General features: G+C 58.7%; 15 protein-coding genes. 7 read left to right on the top strand and 8 right to left on the bottom strand.

The genetic code is table 11. The features are described from left to right. Positions 1-123: 123 nt before the first annotated feature. The 4 genes from NKH16_RS15890 to NKH16_RS15875 form a co-directional block, all read right to left on the bottom strand. A complete protein-coding gene (locus NKH16_RS15890; protein WP_352900348.1) occupies positions 124-324 on the bottom strand; it encodes a PIN domain-containing protein in 201 nt (66 codons plus the stop codon). Then, on the bottom strand, positions 321-566 hold the full coding sequence (locus NKH16_RS15885) for a type II toxin-antitoxin system Phd/YefM family antitoxin (protein WP_352449205.1): 246 nt from the start codon (positions 564-566) through the stop codon (positions 321-323). The genes NKH16_RS15890 and NKH16_RS15885 overlap by 4 nt, the downstream gene beginning before the upstream one ends. Positions 567-953: 387 nt before the next feature. After that, positions 954-1241: a hypothetical protein gene (locus NKH16_RS15880; RefSeq protein WP_023679221.1), complete on the bottom strand. Its 288-nt coding sequence runs from the start codon at positions 1239-1241 to the stop codon at positions 954-956. 364 nt (positions 1242-1605) lie between these two features. Next, a complete protein-coding gene (locus NKH16_RS15875; protein ID WP_245274788.1) occupies positions 1606-2070 on the bottom strand; it encodes a hypothetical protein in 465 nt (154 codons plus the stop codon). 236 nt (positions 2071-2306) lie between these two features. Here NKH16_RS15875 and NKH16_RS15870 point away from each other — a divergent pair, with 236 nt between their 5' ends. Then, on the top strand, positions 2307-2699 hold the full coding sequence (locus tag NKH16_RS15870) for a hypothetical protein (protein ID WP_031212493.1): 393 nt from the start codon (positions 2307-2309) through the stop codon (positions 2697-2699). Between the two features lie 57 nt (positions 2700-2756). Here the strand turns inward: NKH16_RS15870 and NKH16_RS15865 are convergent, their stop codons facing one another. Then, positions 2757-4298 (bottom strand): caspase family protein, encoded by a 1542-nt coding sequence (locus NKH16_RS15865; protein ID WP_352900343.1) that lies wholly within the window; start codon positions 4296-4298, stop codon positions 2757-2759. 209 nt (positions 4299-4507) lie between these two features. On the opposite strand from NKH16_RS15865, the gene NKH16_RS15860 reads away from it, so the two are divergent. The 5 genes from NKH16_RS15860 to NKH16_RS15840 all read left to right on the top strand — a co-directional run bounded on the left by NKH16_RS15860 (position 4508) and on the right by NKH16_RS15840 (position 11330). Further along, complete coding sequence (locus NKH16_RS15860; protein ID WP_156937424.1) at positions 4508-6457, top strand: adenylate/guanylate cyclase domain-containing protein; 1950 nt, start codon at positions 4508-4510, stop codon at positions 6455-6457. A gap of 26 nt (positions 6458-6483) precedes the next feature. Continuing rightward, a complete protein-coding gene (locus NKH16_RS15855; protein ID WP_023679216.1) occupies positions 6484-7242 on the top strand; it encodes a hypothetical protein in 759 nt (252 codons plus the stop codon). Between the two features lie 457 nt (positions 7243-7699). Next, positions 7700-8161 carry a phasin gene (locus NKH16_RS15850; protein ID WP_352616184.1) on the top strand — a complete coding sequence of 154 codons (462 nt, stop codon included), beginning with the start codon at positions 7700-7702 and terminating at the stop codon, positions 8159-8161. A 573-nt stretch (positions 8162-8734) separates the two neighbouring features. Then, on the top strand, positions 8735-9979 hold the full coding sequence (locus NKH16_RS15845; protein ID WP_352900339.1) for an FIST N-terminal domain-containing protein: 1245 nt from the start codon (positions 8735-8737) through the stop codon (positions 9977-9979). A 10-nt stretch (positions 9980-9989) separates the two neighbouring features. Next, on the top strand, positions 9990-11330 hold the full coding sequence (locus tag NKH16_RS15840) for an ATP-binding response regulator (RefSeq protein ID WP_352838031.1): 1341 nt from the start codon (positions 9990-9992) through the stop codon (positions 11328-11330). 713 nt (positions 11331-12043) lie between these two features. Here NKH16_RS15840 and NKH16_RS15835 read toward each other — a convergent pair. From NKH16_RS15835 to NKH16_RS15825, 3 genes are all read right to left on the bottom strand, one after another. Continuing rightward, complete coding sequence (locus NKH16_RS15835; protein WP_023679211.1) at positions 12044-12727, bottom strand: response regulator; 684 nt, start codon at positions 12725-12727, stop codon at positions 12044-12046. Positions 12728-13450: 723 nt separating this feature from the next. Beyond that, positions 13451-14020 carry an S-(hydroxymethyl)glutathione synthase gene (gfa, locus tag NKH16_RS15830; protein WP_352451333.1) on the bottom strand — a complete coding sequence of 190 codons (570 nt, stop codon included), beginning with the start codon at positions 14018-14020 and terminating at the stop codon, positions 13451-13453. A 71-nt stretch (positions 14021-14091) separates the two neighbouring features. Beyond that, complete coding sequence (locus NKH16_RS15825) at positions 14092-15219, bottom strand: S-(hydroxymethyl)glutathione dehydrogenase/class III alcohol dehydrogenase (RefSeq protein WP_352541895.1); 1128 nt, start codon at positions 15217-15219, stop codon at positions 14092-14094. 317 nt (positions 15220-15536) lie between these two features. Here NKH16_RS15825 and NKH16_RS15820 point away from each other — a divergent pair, with 317 nt between their 5' ends. Continuing rightward, complete coding sequence (locus tag NKH16_RS15820; RefSeq protein ID WP_352833435.1) at positions 15537-16712, top strand: lanthanide ABC transporter ABC transporter substrate-binding protein PedA1; 1176 nt, start codon at positions 15537-15539, stop codon at positions 16710-16712. The last annotated feature ends 5 nt before the right edge of the window (positions 16713-16717 follow it).

The raw sequence follows: 16717 nt of genomic DNA, 5'->3' as shown, positions 1-16717 counted from the left end.
ATGCCTTCTACAATCGATTGAGCAATCAGGGTCCGATCGAATGGGTCCTTGTGGATGGGTGGAAGCCCCTCCACTGCAATGGCATGCTCGCCGGTGATGGCAGCTTATCATAGCCATTGTCGATCAGGCCCCGACGGAAAGACGCGCATCGACCTCCAAGTCAAGGCGGCCCAGACCGCGTTTAATGGCAATCTCCCAGGGAGTTGCGGCGCTGAACGTCAAGTGGTTATCGGCATTCTCGATCTCAGCGAGGGCGGCACGCGGAAGCTTTTCGGGCTCGCCCGCCGCCCAGAGCAGAAGGTGGGTATCGAGAAGAAGTTTCATGCATGGCCGCCAAACAGCTTCTCGATTTCGTCATCGGCCATGCGATCAAAATCGTCCGGAACTGAAAACCGCCCGGCCATAAACCCCACCCGGCGCATTTCGCCGGCGGCAGGTGCGTCTATGGCAACGACCTTGACCATCGGCTTGCCGGATTTGGCAATAATGAAGGATTCGCCTTTGGCCGCCCTGTCGACAAGACGACACAGATGCGTCTTGGCCTCGTGGATATTGACGGTGCGCATTGCGGGCCCCATGACTTAGTCCATGCAACTTAGTCTACATGGGGCCCCCGATTATCAAGCGTGTTTCAGTCAGTGAAGGTGATGGATGCCGGATGCGGCTGATCCTTTCGGATCGGCCGCAGGGCACGACTTCAACAAAGACGCGTAATCGATTGTCTGAACTGCATGTTTGTTGGGACTACATCTCACCTGATGTTGGCCGAACCTGTTGGTCCGCCATACGAGGTCGGAGTTCACAGGTGCGATTTTTACCGAGCAAATGCTCTAGGTTACGCAAGGGCACGAAAGCGAAACGTCCGCTTTTAGGGCGCTGCACCACGGCGGCGACGAGCCCGACACTGTACCGAAGGCGATCGACGCGACGGGCGCCAAGGGCCTTACCGGACTCTATGTTCCCTTCACGATTCTCGGTTTAGTCGGTCGGCGGGATTGAGCCGCGCTCTCGAGGGCCAAGGCCAACCGCTTCTCGTCTTCGATGGCGCGATCGACTGCCTCAATTTCCTCTTGGAGCACCTTCAGCTCGGCTCCGTAGCTGGAGCCGTCGCTGTCCCCGATCTGAAAGCCACTTGCCCGCATTGCGTCGCGAGTATGGTGCACGTTACGGACTCCTTCGCGTCGAGTCGCGACCAAGATTTCCCTAAACTCTCCAAGACGTTCAACGTGATTGCGAGCCATTGCGTTCTCCTATTTCGTCGTCATCGTCGCCGACGGCGATTCAGAACGGCTAAAACTTACGGAGATACTCTCGAGAAAGCATGAGTGCGGAAGCTCAAATTTGAATGTCTTGCAATAGCGTGAAGCGCAGCAGGCGGAAATTGGCTTCGACCCGATCGATCTCAGACCAAATGCCAGACACCTTCGGCCGAGCGCGTCTGCGGCTCCCCCAACGGGGCCATCCGCCCATGTAATCAGTAAAAAGTCGAGTGCGAGAATGACCCGGGCCATGGACGTCCCGCCATTCTGGAAAGCGCGTTGAGTAATGCTCCTCGACAAAGAATCATGCTGGCACACTGGCGTCGTAGGTCCGAGGCGAGGCCGGCTAATTCGTGCCGTGTTCGCTGGAGGTATCACTCCTCTCTGAATCCTGCAGTGAGGCGTGGCGAAATCCGAACTCGCCCCGTAGATGCTTGACGTGGGCTTTCACCCCGGCCTGACCCATGGTCGCCGGCCGCTTTATGCCCTTCGGCGGTGGCCCGGCGTGCTCTTGGACACGCTTCCACAGCCGTTCGCGCATCTCCTGGTTCAAGGTGATGAAGGCCGAACCGGCATATTTTCCGGTACCGGGCTTCGCCAGCAAGGCGAATGCCGCCTTGCCCGGCTCGCGCTCGACGCCCAATAGTTCGTATTCCTGGACTGTGAAGCTCTTCGTCTTCAGCCAATTCGTCGTCGGGCCGCTTCGATACGGGCTGTCGGCGCGCTTCGAGACGATGCCCTCAAGGCCCGCTTGGTCGGCAAGATAGGCGGCGGTAAGTGCAATGAGGCTCGCAATCCAAACACCGCGCATCACACGCTCGGGCGGCCTGCGCATTGTAAACACTGAGAACGCGTTGGCTTAAGCGCAAATCCTAGGGAACATGCTAGAATGTGCGGCTTCGCTCAACTTGAGCAAATGTCCCCAACGACATCTAGGACGCGCTGATTTCCGCTTCTTGAAAGCTTGTTATCATGATAATTTTCAGTCTCCTCGCTTAAGAATATATAGACATGTCAGTCAAACCGGCGGGGGATGGGGAGGATAGGATGAAACTGTTATCGCTTGTTGTCGCAGCTACGTTTTCACTTGCTATGTCCGCTTGGGCCGAGGATCTACCAAGTAGCGCGAAGAAAGCATCGATGGAAGAATTTAAGACTTTTGCTAATGGGAAAAAGGTAAATGTAATTATATACGACGCTGGAGCTGCCATAACTGCCACTCTTGTCTGGAACTGGAAGAAAAAACAGATCATTGGCGAAGCTTTGGTGAACAACAAAACTAAGATAAAGGTCAAAGTTCCCTTGACTTTCGACGGTGACAAGGCCTGTTCACAAGACCAAGGTAAACCAGTTTGTCATCTTATCTACATTGACAACGACAAATTTTACGAGGTGCGCGACGACGGCAAAGTCCACGCGACTTCGACGTTGGTTCAATGAGACGGACCACGTCCGAATGGTTTGGTCGGCGTTTGCACGGACCCGCAAATGCCGGCCCTATTCAGTACGCTTGTCAAGTCTTACGACACCTGCACACTCGCCTCCGACTCGAGAAAACTCACCGCTGCCTTTCGCACCTTGAAGCCTGCCGATGATATGGTTTTGCCTTGGCGCACCATCGTCATCGACGAAACTTAAATAGATGTCGAATGCCCCGTCGGCGGTGATTGTTCCGGCCAAAGGCACCATCGCGGAAATTTCCGTTCCATCGATAAAGATTGTCGTTGACTGTTCAGTGTAATCGCAGGCGGAATTACCTGCGCGCCGCGTCAGTGCCCACGCGCCATCAAAAGCCTTTACCTTGACCGAAGCGCAGACACGTTCTGGGATATTCTTGATTGCGCGCAACACCTCTTTCGTCGGCTCCAGGCTGGCAAGCTTCAATCCCCGCTGCTCGGCAAAGGCTTGAAGAGCTTTCCGACTTCCCGGTCCCCATTTGCCGTCTGCCTGTCCGACAAGGCAGCCGACTCGCGTTAGCTCTGTTTGCGTTGCCTTTGTCAACGCGCGCGGATCAGCCAAAGCTTGCGTCACATCTAAATCAGGATGAGCTTCTGCAACCTCCACGCCCTCGATGGAAATCGAGGGGGCTTTGCCACGATCTGTTGCTGCCTGTTCGATCTCGTCGATCTTCAAGCTGGCTAACGCCGCAAAGGCGCCGCTTGGATACTGTCTGAGATAGGCCTCAAAGAAGCGCTTGTCCGTTTTTTCCTTGATGGTCTCCCAATAGGCGACTTCTACGTCCCCTCCTTTCGCACCCGCCGTGACAGCGGTGTTTCCGGACAACGGTTGCAAAATGACGTCGCCCGTCAGCGAGGAGTTGTCCCATGGCACTTGCTTGCCGTCGGTTGCTTCAAGCACATCCCTACGGACGTTGATGAGGTCGCGGGAGATGTCCTGGCCAGGCGTACCAAGATTCTTCAGCAGCGCAGATGTGAACGGCGAGTTCCTTCCCTCGCCGTCCAGCGCAACGTTCCCGGGCTGCGTTGCAAAGGCTATGAGCGATCCAACGCCCGTGCCTAGCTTTGCCAAGCCCCGACCGACCGACCCTGATCGCGTACCCATCGAGCGCCCAAGGTTCTGTGAGAAAGGACTGTCCCGGCAAGCATCCAAAAATACCAGGTTGACCTTCGTGGTTCGCTCCATGGCCGACAAGACGAGGTCCATGGGCACGGCTTCGAAGTCGAGGTCGTTATATGTGGATAGCCGCGCATCAACGGGAGCCATGTAGTTGGTGCCGTTCACCTGGACGCCATGGCCGGCATAGAAGAGAAGCGCCATGTCGGCACCATCCAGCTTGCCGATGAAATCTCGAACCGTGCCGCGCATCCCGCTCAGATCGAGGTCCTCGCCTGCAACCACCTCAAAGCCCAACGCCTGCAGTTTTGCGGTCATATCCACCGCATCATTTTTTGGATTGGAAAGTGGAACCGCGTATCTATAGGCAGAATTACCGATGACCAGCGCGACGCGCCGTTCTGCCCACGCTTGGGCGCTCAGCGAAACTAGAAGAAGCGCAATGGCGAAGCGAAGCGCCATCATGGCTGTATATCCTTAGTCTCAGCTCATGCAGCGGATTCACCAGTCGATGGACAGGATAAAACCGGAGCAGTCTTGCGAGACTGAGCCCGGTGCTTCGCAGTGTCAAGTCCAGCGGATCTAGCGAAGGGCCCACCGCTAGCCCACAGTTCGTCAGCGGTCTATGCTGTGTAGATTCACGCCGATAGACACCGAAACGAATTGCACGCAGCTTGGCCGTCTTCACGCCGATCGGAATGGTTCAAAAAGGGCGCCTTCTCGCGTCGCTCGGATTCTTTTTCATTCTGGGCGCCTGCATTGCCACATTCTCTCCCTCAGGCGAGAAACTGCTGCGCGACGTCTTGATGACGACCATCTCGCCCTTCGTCGCGCCCCCGACAGACATCGTGATCGTAACGATCACAGAGCAGACATTGGAAAGGTTTCCCTATAGATCGCCGCTGGATAGGGGTGCCTTGGCCGACCTTGTGCAGAGAATCGATAAGGCTCATCCGAGAACAATAGGCATTGACTTGCTTTTCGATCAGCCAACCGAGGCAGAAAAGGATCGGCGCCTAGCTGAGGTTATCGAGGCGGCCGAAAGTCCGGTAATTGTCGCATCTGCATCACACGACGACGACCTTACCGACAAGCAACTGTCGTATCTTAGTCGCTTCGCGCCAAGCGCCATCCGCGGACTGGCCGCCCTGTCTCATGATAGGGTCGACGCGGTTGTGCGGGAAGAATTTCCAGGGCGCGTGGTGAATGGCAACTGGCAACCTAGCTTTGCATCAGCGCTCGCGCAGACCGCCGGCATATCGGCATCGCAAGCTGCGGAGAAGATGGTCTACTATCGGGCTACAGGCATTCATCCGGCACGATGGACAATATATCCGGCACACGCCGCCGCTTTCGCGCCCCCGGCCTGGTTCGCCGGGAAGTTCGTTTTGATCGGCGTCGACCTCCCGCTGCAGGATCGTCATGCAACCCCCTTTGCCGTGCTGAACGGCTCTGTTGCCGGAGCGCTGCCGGGTGTGGTTATTCATGCCAATGCGCTGGCGAGATTGATCAAGGGCGACAAAATCATTACGCCAGGGGCGGTGGCGGCGTTTGGGCCCTTCGTTCTCGCGACGGCGCTCTGCATCTGGGTCGCTTGGCTCCGCATATCAGTGCTGGTGAAACCTATGGTCATCATCGGCGCAGTCGTTTCGGTTTTGATCTTAGAAGCAACCGCGTTTGCCAAGGCCGGGATTCTGTTACCAATGGTCGCGCCGTCGATGCTGCTGCTAGGGCTCTCCGGATTCGTCGCAATTCTGGCATGGCACCGGGACTCGAAAGAAAGGCGTTTCGTCCAGAACGCGTTCTCTCAGTATCTCAGCCCGGCAGTCGTGGCAGAGCTAGTCAGCAAGCCGGCGTCACTGCGCCTCGGCGGATCCGAACGCTTGATAACGTGCGTGTTCACCGACCTTGAGGGGTTCACCAGTTTGGGCGAACGGACGGAACCAGAGGTATTTGCTGCGGTTCTGAATGAATACCTCGATGCGGTTTGTGGTCTCTTCATTGAACATGGAGCCACGATAGACAAACTGATAGGCGATGCAGTCATTGGTTTTTTTGGTGCACCGGGTGTGCAGGAGGACCAAGCCGAAAGGGCCCTAAAACTAACGCTCGCTACCGTCGCGATGTCTCGAAGATTTCGGACAGATGTAAAGTCTAGAGGCCACGACGTTGGCGTCACTCGTATCGGCGTCCATCGAGGACCTGCAGTTGTCGGAAATTTTGGGGGCAATCGATTCTTCAACTACACGGCCATGGGCGATACGGTGAACACCGCTGCCAGGCTCGAAGGCGCGAACAAGTTTCTAGGTACCATGAACTGCATCAGCGAGGAGGTGGCGAACTCTTCCGATGACTACCTGCTTCGGCCATCCGGTGTGTTGTGTCTGAAAGGCAAGACTGAGTGGATCTCAGCCTTCGAGTTGCTGGAGGACGGGCGTATGAATCGCGAGATGGTGGAGGCTTACTCGCAAGCTTATTTGCTGATGTCCGCGCGTGACAAGACTGCCGCTGCTGCCTTTGCATCGCTGGCCATTCAATATCCCAACGATGGCCTCGTTGCTTATCACCTTGGAAGACTGAAGCAGGGTGAGGCTGGCGATAGGATCTATCTTGAAGGCAAGTAAAACAAGCGTATGGTTGAACGTGCGTCATGTATCGGCAACCCAAAATCATTTTCCTACTGGCTGCGGCCATCGCAGCAGTTGGTTCTTGCTCGAGCGCTCTTGCGGCCAGCGAGTATGTCGTTGTCGCTGTCGATCCTCCCGCGGACAGCCCTCAGCTCGGCAAACTGTTCAGACTGGGCGACCTCGTGCATATCGAGGGTGGATCGACTGTCACTTTGATGGGTGACGATGGCTCGGTCACTGCGTTGCCGGGACCTGCGGATGTTGTGGTGACTGACGACGCATCGGGTTCTGGATCAACCTCTAACGGGGCGGCGGGCGCTTCTTCGAGTTTGACTGCGATTTCGGATCTATTGGGGAATGCCGCTGGTCAGCTCCAAACCATAGGTGGGTCTCGTGGCGTTTCCGACACGACGGCCGCCACCTTGGAACCTTGGATGGTGCCGGTCGAAAATCGTCTGACAGGCTGCGTTTATGACCTCAAACTGGAGCTTTGGCGCCCACCGGGGCACAGGGCGGATGTTTCGGTTGCCTATAATGAAGAGTCGCTGGCGACAAGCTTGGTCTGGGACAAGGACACCCCAATTTTGGCAATTCCCGGAAACGTGCCACCGGATCTTCGATCCGTTGAGTTGGTGATCGACGATGAGTCGGTTCGAATGCCTATCGTGCATTTGCCCACCGGCCTCAGCCCGTCGGATCATGTGGGACTGTATGCCTGGATGATAGAAAGCGGTTGTCTTCTTCAGGCATCCGCACTGATCCGGAACTTGGCTAACCGATAGACCACCAGGGGTGGTCACTTCACGGCGCACTGGAAGCGGTTGAGGCGCGCCTTCGCGTCAACCACCGCCATATCGAGGCAACTTCTCGATGGCGCGCTAAGGAAAGCGATCGCCTTGTGCCCAGCGGGTACGCCGACTGAAAGTTTGCGGCGCACGAATTTAACGCTTTCGTTGACGTAGACTTGGACGGTTGCCGAATAGCGGCTGAAGTAGATACCCAGGTGGCAAAACGTTGTGCTCTGTTGCGAGGCTATGCTGGATCAGGTGGTCCGTCCAGAAGAGTTCTTCCTGCAGAACCGGCGATCTCGAGATGCCACCGACCCTCCGCATGCCCCCTCGGAACGCTGGAAGAGGGATGGTGCGTCGCACAAAAATATTGCAATGCACTATAAATGCCGTAACGTCAGTTTCGTAAGTGAACGAGACGGCTTTTGTGAAAGGCCGTCCACCGGAAAGGATGGAAACTATGGCCAAGACCGCTGACACCGTTGAAAATACCTCATTCCCCACCTTCGACGCGTCGAAGGCTGCCGACCAGGTCCGCGCTGTCGCCGAAAAGGGCGTCGAGCAGTCGAAAGAAGCCTATGCGAAATTTGCGTCAGGCACCGAGACGACCCAGAAGGCTCTGCAGTCGAGCTTCGAAACCGCCAAGACCGTCGGCAACGAGTTGTCGCTGAAGACAATTGCTGCTCTGCGCGCCAATGCCGAAGCCGGCTTCTCGCACCTCGAAGCCCTGGTTGCCGTGAAGTCGCCGTCCGAGTTCATCGAACTCCAGACTGCCTTCTTGCGCACGCAGCTCGAAAAGACCGTCGAGCAGGCCAAGGAATTTCAGGCCGTGACGACCAAGGCTGCCGAAGATGTATCGAGGCCGATCAAGGATGTCGTTGAAAAGGCGATGAAAGATCTCAAAGTCGCCTAATTGAGTCTAAGCGATCGGAAATAACCGCGAAACAACACCTTCTCCAGCCGGTCTTTTTCCTTTTGGCTGGATGCTCTTTGGTGCCTGCGTTGCCATGGCGGTGCGGGCATAGCTCTCTCGGCTGCGATCATCCGCACAATCTGACGGCGGCGAGCGACGAGCCCAGCCAGGGCCTCGGCTTCGGTGCCGCGCAACGGGCACTTGCCGCTTGCTCGACCCAACGAAGGCAGCGTTACAGCAGCATCGGTGGTGTCGGTCCTGGCCCGCTTGCCGAGCGCATTGGCGTAGGCTGTCACCTGCCCGGATTGACCACGACAACCGCCAGGCTAGACTGGCACCCTGTCCAAAGCGGCAACCGCTAAGCGCGATATCCTGCCCCATTCTTGGCACGTCGAGCCTGCCAGCCGTGATCCGTGGACATTCGCCTGCGGCAAATTCAGCTGGGCCTTCGTTGCACGGATGGCGGTGCGATGCGGCCTTTCGTCTGTGAGTGGCTGCGCGGACGCCGTCAAACGGCAGAAACTTCAAATCCATCATGTTGGCTCATTGCCAAAGCACCGCTTCAAGACAACAATGACCTCGACGCCGGCGCGCCAGACGCGCACAAAAAAGCGTCGGAGGAAATGGAGGAGGAAGCCGCTGGCCAAGTCACGGACGCGCTATGCATGCGGCCTTTCGGTGCTCACCACCGACGAATCTGACGCGGATGCGTTCGCCCGGGCGGTGGCAGCGGAAGCAGCGGCCATTGACGCCGGGTTTGCCCTCCTGTTTTTCTCGCAGAGCCTCATAGAGGCCGTCGCCCTGTCGGAAGCGCTGAAGAGCCACGCGCCGGCGCTCCACTATGCCGGCTGCTCGACGGCCGGTGAGATAACGCCCAAAGGGCTGGAGGAAGGCCAGATCCTGGCTATGCTGCTTCCCTCCGCATCGTTTTCGGCAGCCAGCACCATGGTCGAAAATCTGTCCTCATCGGGCATGGACGGGATTACCGGCGAAGTCGAGGCGCTGAGGCGTTCGTTACACGAGCGCCTCGGGCACGAGCGAGCCGACACCACTTTCGCGCTCTGCTTGATCGACGGCCTGTCTTATGCCGAAGAAGCGGTGACCTCCGCCATCCATTGGGGGCTCGACGACATCCCACTGATCGGCGGGTCGGCTGGCGATGATTTGAAATTCGAGACAACGCGGCTGATCTCGAACGGCAAAGTGACCTCCGACAGCGCCATCATCGTGCTGATCACCACGGAAATTCCTTTCCACGTGTTCAAGACCGACAATTTCGTTCCCACCGACGAGAAGCTGGTGGTGACGGCATCCGATCCCGACCATCGCATCGTGCGCGAATTCAACGCCACCATTGCCGCCGAAGAATATGCCGCCTCGGTCGGCGTCGTCGCGCAGATGCTGACGCCACTGAGTTTTGCCTCGCACCCGGTGGTGGTGAAAGTCGGCGGCGAATTTTACTGCCGTTCAATCCAGAAGATGCATGCGGACGGCTCGCTGTCGTTCTTCTGCGCCATCGACGATGGTGTCGTGCTTGCCGTCGCCCAGCCTAAGGACATGGTCGAGGCGACCCGCGCCGCTCTCAGCGACGTCAGCAAAAGGCTTGGCGGCATTGACCTGATCCTCGGTTTCGACTGCGTGCTGCGCCGGCTCGACGCGCGCAATCGGCAGGTCTATCGCGAGATTTCGGAACTCTACAAGGTCAACAACGTCCTCGGCTTCGGCACCTATGGCGAACAGTACCGTTCGATGCATCTGAACCAGACCTTCACCGGCATCGCCTTCGGCGAACGCAAGGCGGCCGAAGCGGCGGAGTAGGAAATCCGGGATGCCGCTCAGGAACATCGACGACCTGGAAAGGCTGAAGAAGATCAACGCCGCGCTGATCAGCCGCGTCGAGCGTTCCATGGACCAGCAAGGCAATGCCTTTTCGCTGTTCCAGACCGCCATTTCGCTCGAGAGCCGGGTGCGCAGCCGCACCGAAGAGCTGCATTCGACCTTGCGCCGGCTGGAGCAGTCGAACATCGACTTGAACGCAGCCAAGGAAAACGCCGAGCTGGCGAACCTGTCCAAGACCAGGTTCCTGGCGGCCGCCAGCCATGACGTGCTGCAGCCGCTGAACGCCGCGCATCTGTCGGTCTCGGCGCTTGCCGAAGTACAGACCAGCGAGGAAGGCAGAAAGCTGGTCCGCCAGGTCGAGCGATCGCTGGAGACGATGGAGGACCTGCTCCGCACCTTGCTCGACATTTCCAAGCTCGATGCCGGCGTCGTGCAGCCCGACATCACCGATGTCAGCCTGGAGACGCTGTTTTCGTCTCTGCGCTCGGATTTTCAGCCGGTCGCGGAGATGAAGGGGCTGACGCTAAAGTTCCGGCCGGTCGATGCGCTCGTTCGTTCGGACCGAACCTTGCTGCGCCGCATCCTGCAGAACATCCTGTCCAATGCACTGCGCTATACCCGCTCGGGCGGCGTGTTGGTCGGCACCAGGCATCGCGGCGACACGATCCGCATCGACGTCGCCGATACCGGCTGCGGCATCCCCGACGACCAGCGCGAGGCGGTGTTCGAGGAATTCCATCGCGGCGTGATCCCGACGGATGCCGGGCTTGCCGCCGGCGGGCTGGGGTTGGGGCTGGCCATCGTGCGCCGCATCGCCGCGGCCCTCGGCCATCCCGTCACGTTTTCGTCGAAGGTCGGACATGGCACGATTTTCCATATCGACGTTCCGGTCGGGATCGGCGACACGGCCGATCCAATCGCCAGCACCGTCGACATGGAGCGGCCGCGCGGCTACGGTCTGTTCGGCACAAGGGTGCTGCTGGTCGAGAACGACATCGACGTGCTGCAGGCGATGACCTCCCTGCTCGAGCGCTGGCAATGCCTGGTGCGCCCCGCCACCTCGACCGGTGACGCGCTCGACTTGCTTGGCGATACCGACTGGTTGCCAGATATTGTCATAGCCGACCAGCATCTCGACGGCGGCGACCTCGGCACCACCACAATCGCCGAGGTCCGTGATTATCTCGGTCGCGCCGTGCCGGCGCTCATCGTCACCGCCGACGGCTCGGAAAGTGTCGCCAAGGCCGCCCGCGCCGCCAGCATCGAGCTGATGCGCAAGCCGCTGAAACCAGCGCAACTGAGGGCGTTGCTGGCACATCTGCTGGCTTGAACGGTCGTATCTTCCCAGCACACGGGTAACCGTGTTCCAGCCATTACTTGTGCCTAGGCGGTAATTCATATGAAGCAGATTCACTTCTTCGCGCTAAAGGACGATCTTCTTCCCGTATTGGAGGCAGTAGAACGTGAAATTTCGATAAAATACATCCTCATGGGTCATTTTCCCAAGATGGAATTCGACCCTTTTAGCAATAGAATGCAAATTCCAACTCTTGGGCAATCAACCACTGAATAGGCTTCTAGCGGTCGATCATTTCTTGTCACTGGCCACGCTGTGCCCATTGAGGTGAGGCCGATAAAAACACCTTCCGGCATCCGGTATTCGCTAGATCAGCTTAGCAATCCGGACACAGTAACTTTTTCCCCTGGTGGGCGATGGGCTGAAGATGTTGTGATAAATGGCCGCGTGGCAACGGTCTCCGACACGCCGCTCGCTCAGGAGCTAATGAAGACTTTTAATAGAGCATTCAAAAAGCAATTTAGTAAAATTAAAGCATTCTACGTTGGACCCGGGGCCGCCATTTTACTAGACGAGGGAAAGCGGCTAACTGCTGCAGAGCAATCGCCGCGTGAATTTGATCTGACTAGAGAGCCGCGGGTTGCTTAGTTGGTGTCAGGAACGTGAGAGCCGTCGCTAGTCTAGTCCGATTGCGGTGACACGAGTGCGGTCGACTACGGTGACAGTGCGCTTTTTAGCGAGCGCTCTCAAAACCCCGCCGGATCGCGAAACAGCTCGGCATTGTCGAGCTTTGAGACCTCGATCACCGCCTGGGTGCGGCTGTAGACGTTGAGCTTGCGCAGGATTTCGGAGACATGCGCCTTGACGGTGGTCTCGCCGACCTGCAGCTCATAGGCGATCTGCTTGTTGAGCAGGCCCTGGCGCAGCATCTGCAGCACTTTGAGCTGCTGCGGCGTCAGCGTAGCCAGGCGCTGCACCATCTCGGCGCGGTCGGTGCTGTCGGCGTCGCGCGGCCGGCCTTCATAAGTCTCGGGAACATAGATCGCGCCTTCCATCACCGAGCGAATGGCGGCGGCAAGGTCGCTCTTGCGCGCCGATTTCGGGATGAAGCCGGCCGCACCGTAGGACAGCGCCTCGGAAATGATCTTCGGTTCCTCATAGCCGGAGACGATGACCACCGGCAGGCGCGGATAACGCGTCCTGAGCTGCAGCAGCCCGTCAAACCCATGCACGTCGGGCATGCTGAGATCGAGCAGCGCCAGGTCGAACGGCTTGGCATCGGTCAGAAGCTCGAGCGCCTCGGCAATCGAGCGTGCCTCGACCGTGTCGACTTCCGGATAGGCCATCTGCACGGCACTATGCAGCGCCTCGCGAAACAGCGGATGGTCGTCAATGATCAGGAACCTGGCGCGATCGGTCATCAGCTTCATTTCGGTTTGGTCTGGCCTAGAATAGTCCTGCAACCATGGCCAGCTTATTGGCAAATAGTACATTGCCATCTTGGCCGGCTAAAGCAGAATGTGCCCATGATTTCCGCGGCGCCACGCGGCAGATGTGGCTGTTCTGAAATGCAATGCCTTGCCCGGTGGCCCAAATCGGCCGAATGTGCCGGCGACGGATCCATTGAAACAGAGACAGGTCGTGATCGACTTCCGGCTTCGCGTGACAGCCAGTGACCGCCGGCTTTCGCACTGTTGCCGGTCGCCACACGACGCTTCCCCGACGCCCGCCTTGTTCGCAGCCGCACCGATGGTATCGGCTGGTCTGGGGTCGCGCTGGTATACGGGCTGGTTTCCTGGACAAAACGCAGCAAGCTGATGGTGCTGCCGTTCAAGCCCGCTAGGCGCTGGTAAGGAGCACCACCTTGCCGCCATCGCGCTTTGGGCGCGACTTTGCCTGCGATATCCAAGCTAGTCCACGATCTGGGCCGCGCCAAGCCAGAACCAACTGATCGCAGTCGCTGATCTTGAAGCTATGCGACCCGGTTGGACCAATTTCAGCGTATTCCCCGTTGAGCCCAACGCCCCCTGAGGCTGACAGCACGTCTGCAATGACTTACGAAGCGTGTCCGTCTACGCGCTCGCCTGCGTTCGTTCCAACGCCTGGGACCGGGCGATTTCGTCCGGCCCCCAAGGATAGTGTCTGATCAGTCGTTAGGCCGGCAACGCGCCGGATCTCTTGGCCGTCCAGGTGGCGATATAGTCCATCAGCCCGGGATTGAGGCAATCATAAGGTTCGAGCCCGATCGACTTCAGCTGTGACCTTATGCCGTCCATGCGGCTCGGATCGACACCGGACTCGATGATCGAAGAGACAAAGGCGGTGAAGCCCGGCGGTGACCAGCCGTCTTCCTGGAAGCGCTCGGGATGGATGAACGACAGCCCCTTGAAAGCGTGGTCGCGCTCGACCGGGCCGTGCATGTGGACGCCGCAGCCGGTGCAGGCATGGCGCAGGATCAGCGCGCCCGGATCGACGATCTTCAGCTTGTCGCCGTTTTCGGTCACCGTCACGTCGTTTGTACCGGCAACCGCCACGACCGAGAACAGCGCGCCTTCCGGCTTCCAGCATTTGGTGCAGCCGCAGGCATGGTTATGGGCGATCTGGCCCTTGACCTTCACCTTGACCGGGTTGCTGGTGCAGGCGCAGACCAGCGTGCCGCCGGCAAAGTCGGCCTTTTCCCGTGGCAGTCCATTGTCGATTTTAGGATGCAGTTTTTCCGGCATTTTTGTCTCCTCCCGTGTTGAACATCTGCATTTTTCGGCCGCTGGCTGGTTAGCCGGCGGCTTTCTTCTCCTCAGTAAACCACCACGCTCCTGATCGACTTGCCTTCATGCATCAGGTCAAAGCCCTTGTTGATGTCCTCGAGCTTCAGCGTGTGGGTGATCATCGGATCGATCTCGATCTTGCCGGCCATGTACCAGTCGACGATCTTCGGCACGTCGGTGCGGCCGCGCGCGCCGCCGAAGGCGGTGCCCATCCAGGTGCGGCCGGTGACCAGCTGGAACGGCCGCGTCGAGATCTCCTGGCCGGCGCCGGCAACGCCGATGATGACCGACTTGCCCCAGCCGCGATGCGACGCTTCCAGCGCCTGCCGCATGACTTTGGTGTTGCCGGTGCAGTCGAACGTGTAGTCGGCGCCGCCGATCTGGTCGGCGCCGCGCTTGGTCATGTTGACGAGATGAGCCACGACATCGCCGTCGATCTCCTTCGGATTGACGAAATGCGTCATGCCGAATTTCTCGCCCCATTCCTTCTTGTCGTTGTTCAGGTCGACGCCGATGATCATGTCGGCGCCGGCAAGGCGCAGGCCCTGGATAACGTTGAGGCCGATGCCGCCGAGGCCGAACACGACCGCCGTCGCGCCTTGCTCGACCTTGGCCGTGTTGATCACAGCGCCGATGCCGGTGGTGACGCCGCAGCCGATGTAGCAGATCTTGTCGAACGGGGCGTCGGCATTGACCTTGGCCACCGCGATCTCGGGCAGCACGGTGAAGTTGGAGAAGGTCGAGCAGCCCATGTAGTGGAACAGCTTGTCCTTGCCGATCGAGAAGCGCGAGGTGCCATCGGGCATCAAGCCCTGTCCCTGCGTGGCGCGGATGGCGGTGCACAGATTGGTCTTGCGCGACAGGCAGGACGGGCACTGCCGGCATTCCGGCGTATAGAGCGGGATGACATGGTCACCCTTCCTGACCGAGGTGACGCCCTTGCCGACGTCGACGACGATGCCGGCGCCCTCATGGCCGAGGATCGCCGGAAACAGGCCTTCCGGGTCGGCGCCCGACAGCGTGAACTCGTCGGTGTGGCAGATGCCGGTTGCCTTGATCTCGACCAGCACCTCGCCATCACGCGGACCTTCGAGGTCGACCTCCATGATCTGCAGCGGCTTTCCGGCGGCAACGGCGACAGCGGCGCGCGTTTTCATCAGGCAATCCTCCCATGACGACCCATAGAGTTTCTCATTCCGCCATTGCTGCGGATGAGACCGCAATACGCTCATTCATCGCCGTATCCCCGCGAAAAGGAATAGGACTAAAGCAGACACGTAAGTCCACTTGCGGGGCTTTGATAAATCTTGTGGCGTCCGCTAAGCTCATTGTGGGCACCTTGAATTCGCGCTGGTCCGGGAACAATCGGACTTTAGTGCAAGAATGGGCAGTTTTATCGATGACGAGCGCGGTGCCAGGCACTCTCGCGGCCTTTTTGTGCTTTTTTTTCCAGACCGCCAACGTTACAGGCGTGATGGCCCAGGAAGTGACGGGCAAGCAACCGCTCGCTGCCGACAGGCCGGAAAGAAAGATAGCCGAAATCAGAATAGGTTATTTGCGGGCCTACGCGCCGCAACTGGCGCTTTCCCTGCTGGACCTGCCGCCACGCGACGAAGGTGTCGCCGGCGCCAATGTGGCGATCGGCGACAACAACACGACAGGAAAGTTCCTCAGCCAGAAATTCAGCCTCGACATAGCCGAGGTCAAGCCGGACGCCGACGCGGTTCAGGCGTTCAACGATCTGATTGCCAAAGGTGACCGCTATATTGTCGCTGACCTCTCGGCCAGGCAATTGCTGTCGATCGCCGACATCGCCCGCGACAAGGGCGTTCTGGTCTTCAATGTCGGTGCCACAGACGACAGCCTGCGCGAGGAAGACTGCCGCATAAACATTTTCCATGTGGCGCCGACACGAAGCATGCTGGCTGACGCGCTGGCGCAGTATCTCGTGATAAAGAAATGGCCGAATTGGGTGCTGCTCTATGGTTCGCATGAGCGGGATCATCTCTATGCGGCCGCGTTGCGCCGCGCGGCGGCTCGCTTCGGCGGTCAGATCGTCGCCGAGAAGGAGTTCAAAGACACCGGCACGGCGCGCCGCACCGACACCGGCGCCACGCAGATACAGCAGCAGATTTCCGTGTTCACGCAGGATCTGCCGGAGCATGACGTGGTGCTTGTCGCCGATGAGAGCGAGGTGTTCGGAACCTATGTGCCCTACCGCACCTGGACACCGCGGCTGGTCGCCGGCACGGCCGGTCTTGTCGCATCGTCCTGGCATCCCGCGAGCGAGCAATGGGGTGGCATTCAAATGCAAAGCCGTTTCCTGAGGACGACCGGCCGGCGAATGCTGTCCAAGGATATGTCGGCCTGGACGGCGGTGCGGGCGGTGGGCGAAGCCAGCACACGGACCAATGGCGACGATCCGAAGAAGATCAGCGACTACATCCGCTCGGACGATTTCTCGGTCGCCGCCTTCAAGGGACAGAAGCTGACCTTCCGCAAGTGGAACCATCAGCTTCGCCAGCCAATCCTGCTCGGCGACACCAAATCCGTGGTCTCGACATCGCCACAGGAGGGTTATCTCCACCAGATCTCCGAGCTCGATACGCTCGGCGTCGATCAGCCGGAAACGAAATGCGTCCTTAAGTAGAACCA

It is taken from the genome of Mesorhizobium sp. M1307, assembly GCF_040318155.1.
Lineage (GTDB): Bacteria > Pseudomonadota > Alphaproteobacteria > Rhizobiales > Rhizobiaceae > Mesorhizobium.
The sequence above is the reverse complement of the archived record's forward strand: the minus strand, read 5'-3'. Positions and strand labels throughout refer to the sequence as shown.